Genomic DNA, 9,863 nt, shown 5'->3' with positions numbered 1-9,863 from the left:
TAAAGCAGTTACATGAGCGCGAAATAAATTCGCACCTACAAGTTTGTTGTATGCGTTGATGTAGGTGAGGTTTACACCTCGCTATGTTTGTTTTAAAGCGGCATTAAAGCCAAGTTATATGAGCGCGAAATAAATTCGTACCTACAAGTTTGGTGTATGTGCTGATGTAGGTGAGGTTTTACACCTCGCTATGTTTTTATTAAAGCAGCATTAGAGCTGAATTAAAGCAGTTACATGAGCGCCATATAAAATCGCACCTACAAGTTTGGTGTATGTGTTGATGTAGGTGAGGTTTTACACCTCGCTTGTTACTAAATTAAACCTGCATTAAAACTGAATTAAAGCAGTTACATAAGCGCCATATAAAATCGCACCTACAGGTTTGGTGTATGTGCTGATGTAGGTGAGGTTTTACACCTCGCTTGTTACTAAATTAAAACGTACCTGTAATTTTTATACGCAGCCTTTAGGAGATCTATTTTGAATAATTTAACTTTCTCAGACTCATTTATTAACGGTGAATTTTATAAAACGAATACGCACTTTAGCGTTAACGATCCCGCTACCGAAAAAAGCATAGTTGATGTAAGTGATATCGACGAGCAGGGCGTAAATAATGCAATAAAAGCTGCTCAAGGTGCTTTTGTTAAACTAAAAACAACCAATGCAACCGAGCGAAGTGAAACACTAATGCGCTGGTACGAGCTTGTTATAAAGCATAAGCAAACACTTGCTGAACTTATGACTAAAGAGCAAGGTAAGCCACTTAAGGAGTCATTGGGCGAAATAGATTACGGTGCCGGTTTTATAAAATGGTTTGCAGAAGAAGCAAAGCGTAGTTACGGTGATGTTATTCCCCCAACAGATAACTCCCATCGTTTAACTAGTTTTAAGCAGCCTGTAGGTGTTGTAGCCGGTATAACACCATGGAACTTCCCTGTTGCTATGGTTACTCGAAAAGTAGCACCAGCTTACGCTGCGGGCTGTAGCTTTATACTAAAACCTTCTGAGCACACACCACTTTGTGCTATCGCACTTGCTTATCTAGCCGATCAAGCCGGTTTTGTTAAAGGTGCATTTAACGTATTAGTATCACAGGATGCCAAAACAGTAGGCAAAATGCTGACCGATTCAGAGGTTGTTCGTAAATTTACATTTACTGGCTCTACTGGAGTAGGTAAGCAGTTACTATCACAATGTGCAGATACTATTAAACGTACCTCAATGGAACTTGGTGGTAATGCTCCTTTTATTATCTTTGACAACGCAAACCTAGATGAAGCAATTGAAGGGTTGATGGCGGCTAAGTTTAGAAATAGTGGTCAGGCATGTGTAGCGGCAAATCGTATTTTTATACAGCGTAATATTCTCGATGAGGTACTCTCAAAAATCACACCTAAAGTAGCGGCGTTAAAAGTAGCGAATGGATTAGAAGATGATGTTGATATAGGTCCGCTTATTTACCCTAAAGCTAAAGATAAAGTACAACAACTAGTGCAAGATGCACTTGATAAAGGCGCGACACTTATCGGTGATAACAGCGATTTAGGTGGGAGCTTTCAAAACCCTCTAATTGTAAATAACGTGACGACCGAAATGGACATTTATCATGAAGAAGTATTTGGTCCAGTGTTAACGGTTATTCCTTTTGATGAAGAGCGTGAAGTTCTCGCACTTGCTAACGATGTACCTTATGGTTTAGCAGCCTATTTTTATAGCCAAGATATAAAGCAGATTTACCGTATTAGTGAAGGGCTTGAATTTGGTATGGTTGGCGTAAATGAAGGCGTTATATCAAATCCTGTGGCGCCGTTTGGTGGTGTTAAGCAATCAGGTTTAGGGCGCGAAGGCGGGCATCAAGGGCTTGATGAGTATTTAGAAGAGAAATACGTCTGCATTAAAATATAATTTAAAGCTCACTCAAGCACGAAATTACTTCGTGCTTGTCATTGATTTATCCATTTATCCACACTTTTTTATTACATTAATATGGCAGATATATGAACTTTCCCTTTTACTGTTGCTACCAATAGCGCTAAATGCTACCTTTGGATGCATATTTTTTGTTAATAAAACAACATTAAAAAACTAATAAAAAGTAAAAGGATTTCTATAAGTAGAAATAACCCCGTGTGTAAATGCCACCGTAAGGTGGCATTTTTTTGTTCTAATTAAAGCCTCAATACCCAACATTCATAAACTTTCTATTTATTAGCTTAAATACAGAAGAGTAATTTTAAACTTATAAGTTCAGTATACTAATTTATGGGGGTATAGCCTGGAAGCTTGTCAAAATCTACCTTATCCAATTGCTCTGGGTTAGCAAATTCATTGATATATTGCTTGTATACTTCAGACTCAATAAAAACGGCAAAAATATCAGGATCAAGATGGTTATTACTAACCATAGTGCCTAAAATATTTAAGCATTCACTTACCGGTTTTGCTTTTTTATAAGGCCTATCTACAGCCGAAAGTGCTTCAAAAATATCAGTAATAGCCATCAGCCTAGCAGGCACCGACATTTGATCTTTCGTTAATCCGCGAGGGTAGCCTGTACCGTCTAGCTTTTCATGATGACCCAACGCATACTCAGCTACATTACTTAAGTGTTTAGGGAACGGCAGAATATCTAATATATTTTTAGTTATATCCATATGACGCTTCATTACGTCACGCTCACCTTGTGTAAGTGTGCCACGTCGTATCATTAGGTTTTCAACTTCATCGGCAGTAAGTAATGGTGTTTGTTCGCCATTTATTTTTAGTGAATACTGTTTTGATATTCTTATTATATGGGCTTGTTCTTCTTCACCTAAAAATTCCCCTCCAATATTCACTCTTTGCAATAATGCACGATCTAATGCTAATTGCTTAAGTTCAGTATCAAGTAATCGTTCAAATTGTAAAACTTCAATTGGCTTATTTTGTTTCAGTGCAGAGATAATTTGCTGCTGATAAGATAATTCTAAATCACGGCTAATAATTTCAAACTTAGCGTCAATAAACGCTATACGGTCAAAAATAGTTTCTAACTTGGTCGACTTTTCCATGATGTGATCTGGCGTAGCAATTTTCCCACAGTCATGTAGCCATCCCGCAACGTTTAGCTCATGGCGATCAGCAGGGCTCATTGTAAATTCGGCAAGTGGACCTTTATCTATTTCATGGACCGCATCAGCAAGCATTAACGTTAGTGCTGGCACTCGTTTGCAGTGACCTCCTGTATGAGGTGATTTTTCATCGATTGCCATTGCGATAGCTTCCGCAAAAGTTGAAAAAAGCACTTCCATGTCTTTAATTAATGTGGAATTAGTTAATGAAATAGCACCTAAAGAGGCAAAAGATCGGATTAGAGTGACAAGATCTTCACTGAAAGGAATTATCTGATCGTTCTCATCTTTCACATTAATAAGCTGAATAACCCCAATAATATCGTCGTTATGATCTTTTAATGGAATTGTTAACATTGATTTAGTTCGATAGCCAGTGCGTGCGTCTATTTCACGCGCTGCGCTCATATCAAAAGGCAGTGCATCATAAACATCAGGAATATTAATTACTTTGCCTGAATTAACAGCGAGGGCAACTATCGCAGCTTCATTTTCTTCTCCATTAATAAAAAGATCAATACTAGGAAAGTCGACAGGGTTTCCTAAGTGACCACCTAAGTAGAGATCTAACGATTTATTAATTACTGTTTCAAACTTTAGCTTTTTATCATCTGTTATAGAGTAGATAGACCCAGCATCGGAGTTGGATATAGCCATAACAACTTGCAATATTTCATCAAGTAACTTACTTGAATCTTTCTCAGTTGTTAGCCTAATACTGATATCGATAAAGTGATGAAGATATGTTTTATCTTTAATGTGCTGAGGCATATTTTTACTACTTTTTTGTATGTATAAAGGCGCCATTCCAATCCTGTGCGAGTGTTTGCAAATCACTTTCTTGGATTCGCTTAATAAAAATAGTGTATACGTGAGAATTAAATAACGATGTTCTTTCTAGTTCTTTAAATAATGAAAGGGCTTGTTTCCAATCTTTATTATGGAAGCATATTATTGCTACTAATGATTTTTTTATTTCAGCTAACTGATCAGTATTTAGTTTTTTTGTAAAATCAATCGGCTCAAATAACAGTGCTGTAGTTGTCTTTCCTACAACTTGTACTTTATCTATCAAACGAAATGTAATATCCGAACATGCTAGCATTGTTTCCTCAGTAACTAGAATAGACACGTCGTAATACTTGGTCAAGCTTTCTACTCTTGCACCTAAATTAACAGTATCACCAAGTACTGTATAGGCTTTACGATAAATCGAGCCCATATCACCTACATTCATGTCGCCCGTACTTAAACCAATCCCAATTTTTATTGCCGGCAGGTTTTTTTCAACAAATAATACGTTAATGTGGGTTAGCCCTTTAATCATGTTTATTGCTGCTTCAACACCATGCTGAGCATGGTTATCATCTTTTAATGGTGCGTTCCAAAATGCCATCACCATATCGCCTACGTATTTATCAATAGTACCGTCATGGCTGAATATTATTTTAGTGATAGCAGTGAGGTATTCGTTTAAATATTCGCTTAACAAGTGCGGCGACATGTTTTCTGATAACGAAGTAAAACTACGAATATCGGCAAATAATACCGTCATGTTTCGTCGTTCACTTTTTTGAGATAAATCATTACCTTGCTGTATAAGCTGGTTTATACGTTCAGGAGGGACATATTGGTCAAACATAGACTTAATTTTTCGGCTGTGTTTCATTTCAGCAATTGACCCAACAACAATATAATAACTGGCTAATATTGTTATAAGCACAAGTGGCATCAATAAAGGCAAGCTAACCTTTTGTATTGACCATAAATAAATATTTAATAATACTGCCGCGCATGTAATAACAAGTGATAAAACAATGATAAAACGTGCACTTTTTCCATAACTAAAAAACGATAATACGCTGCCTATTAGTATAATAATGAGTAAGCTAGCAGCTAAAGTCCAGTTAGGTTTTGAGGGCAGTATTTCTGGATGCATTAATCCTTCAAATATATTGGCATGTATTTCAACACCTGGATATTGTAAACCAACAGGTGTTGCCCTTAAATCAGCTAAGCCAATAGCTGAGGTGCCAATAAAAGCAACTGTTCCTTCTAGTTCTTCCAAACCCACTTTTTGAGTAAGTACATCTGTGGCAGAGTAATAGGGAAAGCTATGTGCACGACCTTTATAAGGAATTAGTATTTGCCCATATTCATCAGTTTGAATCCATTTGTTTTGAAATTTTATACCTTCAAATAAAGTTATATCATCCAATATAGTGGAGCGGGTTTCTATGTTTTTGGCAAGTGTATAAAGCCGAGCTACCTCAAGTGCTAAAGAAGGGTAGAGTTGTTCACCAACTCGGTTAACAAGCGCTGCTTTTCGGATAAAGCCATCTTCGTCGCTGTGTGCATTAATAAAACCGGTACCTGTTGCAGCACTTTGCAGCTTAGGGATATTTACAATAGCGCTAGAAAATTGATTTATTTGTGAATTTGCATGATCAGTGTTTTTCCACAAAACACTGCTTTTAGCAGGCGAGCTATGGTGACTAAGTTTATCGTTAATTAATAAAAACCCAAGAGCGGTATCATTTTGAGATAGTGCGTTTGCTAGCTTTGTATCAGCATCTACTTGCTGTTTAATTACGGCAAGAGGGATATTATATTTTTTTGATAAATCAGGGATTTCAGAGATGATTTTTGTAACTGGATTTACTTCTGGTTCAGAAAAAAATATATCAAAGCCAATTACAACAACGCCTGCATCGCTTAGTTTTATAACTAGTTCAGCTATTTTAGATCGACTCCACGGGAATCGACCTTGTTCTTGCATGCTTTTTTCATCAATATCAATTATTACGACAGACTCATCAACACGCCTTGGTGTATCCGAGAGCGTTAGTGACAGGCGAGAGTCGTATATTATTCCTTCAACACGGTTAATTAGTTTTGCTAGTGATCCTGTCGAGAAGAGCTCGATCGATGCAATTAATAGTGTAATGGCAGCGCCAATAAAAAAATGTTTTGAAATAATTGGTTTTAAAGAGCTAATGACTACAGCTCCTTGATAGACTAAAAATCAAAAACTCGTCCTTCTCGACCACATTCAATTGTGATTTTTTGTCCGTAGTTTGTTTGCAGGTATTTTTCTATTGCGACCAGCTGTTCATCTGTTCTTGAAGGGTCATGGCTAATAATAACAACATTTTTTACCTTCGCTTTTATGGCGAGCTCAGCAACCTGATCTATGGTGCTGTGACCCCAACCATGTTTGAGAGGTAAATCGATATCTAAAAATTGCGCATCGTGAATAAGTAAATCAGCCCCTTTAATAAAGTTAACCCATTCATTTATGCTTGTTTTTACTTTTTCTGGTGGGTTGAGTTCGTTATCTGTTACGTAAGCCACTTTTGTTTCATCTGCATTAACACAATAGGCTGTGCCGCCGCCTGGATGATTTAATGGTGCTGTCGATACCGAAAAATCATTAATGGTAAAGTGTTTTTGCGATGATAAGGTTGTATTAAGAGTAATATTAGCGGGTAAGTCTTCATAACAAACAGGAAAATATGAACCACTCATTTGCTTCAATATTGCATCTTCACTTTTTTTATCGTCAACATTACCAACCGCAATAGTTATATCGCGGTTGAGTTGATAAATGGGTTTAAAAAAAGGAAAGCCTTGAATGTGGTCCCAATGATTGTGTGTGAGCAAAATGGTGATAGGGTTTTCTTTTTCAAGTAAACGTGTACCTAGCTCTACAATACCGGTACCAGAATCTAGAATAAGGTCTTTACCATTATTTTGTTCAATATAAACACATGAGGTATTGCCCCCAAAAACGTGCGTATTATTTCGTGCTGAAGCCATAGAGCCTCGCACTCCAAAAAATTCCACTTTCATAATTTAAGGCTTAACTCCACCGATATAAAAATTAAACTTAGAAATACTTACATTGTTAGAAACCCCATTATTACAAGTGCTACTAACAACTACTTGGGTGTCACTTTGTAAAATAATTGAAGTAAATTCTTGGGTGTTTGCACATTGACTTGCTTCATAAAATCCAGAATTATTTTGCCCAAATGTAGTGTCTACAGTGCCATTATCTAAAATACGCGCCAGCATTCCTTTATTATTTCCCATACCCGTTAATACAATATTGTTATTGCTATCAAGTGTTGCACTTTTTATCTCGGTATCGCCTGTTGAGGCTAATACATATTGACCTATGCCATTTACTGCAAAGCTATTGTCTATCAAACCTGACGGTAATAATCTAATTACACTTGCCTTATTAGGGCTATCAACAAAATTAGTAATTAAATAGAGCTTGTTAGAGCTGCCTTCTAATAACGATATGATTTTATTTTCTGTATCTGTAGTTGTCTCGCTCGTATATTTAAATATTTGGTCACCGTCAGAGTCTAACTTTAATACTATTGACTCAGACGTTGCACCAGATACAGATTTACCTGCAACAAAAATACCGTCATCATTAATATGAATACTTTCATAGTACTCAAAAGGAGTGCCTAAAATAATTCCATCATCACCAAAGTCGTCCTCAAGTTCGCCATCTTCCTCAAGCATCATAATAAATGAGCGAGGGGTTCCAGTTATTACAGCAGAGCCAATAGCCACTATATCGCCATCATTATGTGCCAGACCAGTTAGGTTAAGTTGTTCTGCGCTATTGACTGATGTTGAATAAATACCATCTGTTGCAAACGAAGTATCTAAATCACCATTTTGATCAACTTTAGCTACAAAGCCTTCTTCACCACCTGTTTTGCTTTTTGAGCCAGCAATGACTAAGTTTCCGTTATTAAGTTCAGCTAAAGCTATATTAGGTGTACTTAAATCCACAGCTATTTCTTTGTGACCCGTGTTGCTAAAGGTTGTATCTATAGTACCTGCGCTTGTAAACCGGGTTAATATTAACTTAATAATTGAATTTGATTTAGCTGTTGATGCAAGAATATATTTACCTGCATGAGCGCCATTACTAAGTTGTAAAACCTTGATTGATTGATCGTCAGATTCAGCACTTATAGTACTAAAAGTAAGGTAACCAACATCAGCAAAATTGGTAAATAATGCAGCTTGGTCGTCTATCGCAGTAACAAAAGGTTTTGTGTTTGAGTCGTCATTAGCACCTGCTATCCATACGGTATCGTTAGAATCTATAGTGGCTGCTTTAGCGACCTGTTTACCACTAACACCTGAGATAATATTAATACCAGTTGCGCCATAAGCACTATCAAGTGAACCATCAGCAGTTAGAATTCGCGCAGAAAATAACTTTTCAGTAGCTGAAATCCCAGTCGTACCTGACAAAATAATTTCATTTTTTATAGGTTCGTATTTTATGCCAGTGATACTAGCGCCACCATTTCCATTGCCGCCATTACCATCAATATCATAAATTGCAGTGCCGGCATTGCCAAAACTCGTTACAAGCGCACCTGTTTTATCAATTGCTAAAACAACCGCTTCTTTTTCACCACTGGTACGAGTTACGTAACCGCCTGCAAGTGCAGTAAAATCAATGCTTTTAGCTCCGCCAATTGCAAATAATTCATCATCTTTATTCTCACCAGATAAATCAAATGTAAATGCTGAACCACCATTAAAGCTACCGCTATTTTCACCATCCGAGATTAAATAGCGGATCAGTATATCTTTGTCGCCATTAGCACTGGTTACGCTACCTACAACTACTAGCTCAGAGCTATCAAAGTTTTTAATAGCAAACGCTTCATCATCCCTGTTTTCACCGCTAACATCGACTATTTTAGGGCTACCTACTTCAAGTTCTAATGAAGACCTATCGTATTTTATCCATAAGCTGTCATTATCATTACCATTAAAGGCTTTACCTACCGCTTGAATTTTATCATCATTAAACTCAAGGTCATTTATAGTTAAAGTGCTTGCGAGAGCCGTGCAACGGGTACCTGAGTTATTGTCACCAGAGTCATTACTCAGTACGCCAGCGGTACTCATTTTTAATAAGCATGCTTCGGTATTGCTACCATCAAAACTAGAATAAGCAATAAAAAGGCTAATGCCATCAGATATAATTGCGGTGGCTTCTTCATCGTTTGCTAAATCGACTACTTTAACTCCATCGTTGTTAAATGCCGTATTGAGTGCCCCATTTGTTGTATACGAGGCAATAACAATATCTTTGTCGTCATTATTGCTAACCCCAACAAAGTAAATATTATTATTTAGCTCGATGCTGTCATTAAACTCACCGCTTGAAAAAACACCAGAAAGGTCTAAATCGCCAGTGATAGGGCGACCAAATGTTGCATCTTCAACAGGGATGAGTGAGTCAGTATCATCGTTTATATTAATGGTTACGCTAATTGTTGTCGTTTCACTTGGTGTGCCATCGTCAACTACATCTATACTTAATGTATATTGTGGTGTGGTATCAAAATCAAATGGACGCACACCTTTTACGGTTAATAAACCAGAGCTACTATTTATTTCAAATAAGCCAGTGCTGTCGTTGATCAGGGTGTAGCTTAAGTTTTGGTTTTCTATATCTGAAGCGCTAATTGTACCAATGGTGTCACCCTCAGTTGCATTTTCACTAACATTAAAGCTTTGGTTAGACACAACAGGCGCATCATTTATAGGGGTAACAGTAATCAACAAATTGCCAGTACTGGTGCCACCATTACCATCGTCTAAGGTGTAACTTACGCTAACTACGCCATTAGCGTTTGCTAGCGGTGTATATTGTATTTTGTTATCGACTACTGATACTGAGCCACTATCGGCAGT

The 9,863-nt window shown here is 37.2% G+C and carries 5 protein-coding genes; 1 reads left to right on the top strand and 4 read right to left on the bottom strand.

Annotation, left to right across the window (positions count from 1 at the left end; translation table 11 throughout):
• Positions 1 to 480 precede the first annotated feature (480 nt).
• Positions 481 to 1,908, top strand: coding sequence for an NAD-dependent succinate-semialdehyde dehydrogenase (locus L647_RS0100270; RefSeq protein ID WP_024609436.1), 1,428 nt, complete (start codon positions 481 to 483; stop codon positions 1,906 to 1,908).
• A gap of 350 nt (positions 1,909 to 2,258) precedes the next feature.
• On the opposite strand, the gene L647_RS0100265 is transcribed toward L647_RS0100270, so the two are convergent.
• The 4 genes from L647_RS0100265 to L647_RS0100245 all read right to left on the bottom strand — a co-directional run.
• Positions 2,259 to 3,920 (bottom strand): HD domain-containing phosphohydrolase, encoded by a 1,662-nt coding sequence (locus L647_RS0100265; protein WP_024609435.1) that lies wholly within the window; start codon positions 3,918 to 3,920, stop codon positions 2,259 to 2,261.
• A complete protein-coding gene (locus L647_RS0100260) occupies positions 3,892 to 6,111 on the bottom strand; it encodes an adenylate/guanylate cyclase domain-containing protein (RefSeq protein ID WP_076917031.1) in 2,220 nt (739 codons plus the stop codon). Before L647_RS0100260 ends, L647_RS0100265 begins: the two co-directional genes overlap by 29 nt.
• A gap of 20 nt (positions 6,112 to 6,131) precedes the next feature.
• Complete coding sequence (locus tag L647_RS0100250) at positions 6,132 to 6,965, bottom strand: MBL fold metallo-hydrolase (RefSeq protein WP_024609433.1); 834 nt, start codon at positions 6,963 to 6,965, stop codon at positions 6,132 to 6,134.
• Positions 6,966 to 6,968: 3 nt separating this feature from the next.
• On the bottom strand, positions 6,969 to 9,863 hold a 2,895-nt coding region (locus tag L647_RS0100245; protein WP_024609432.1), incomplete at its 5' end, for a cadherin domain-containing protein.

The organism is Pseudoalteromonas sp. TB64 (assembly GCF_000498095.1).
Taxonomy (GTDB): Bacteria; Pseudomonadota; Gammaproteobacteria; order Enterobacterales; family Alteromonadaceae; genus Pseudoalteromonas.
Note: the sequence above shows the minus strand (reverse complement) of the source record. Positions and strands in the feature narration are given on the sequence as shown.

Bases quoted from the DNA above. Each gene is read 5' to 3' on its own strand.
- L647_RS0100265 (WP_024609435.1), bottom strand. From the start codon at position 3,920: ATGGCGCCTTTATACATACAAAAAAGTAGTAAAAATATGCCTCAGCAC.
- L647_RS0100250 (WP_024609433.1), bottom strand. From the start codon at position 6,965: ATGAAAGTGGAATTTTTTGGAGTGCGAGGCTCTATGGCTTCAGCACGA.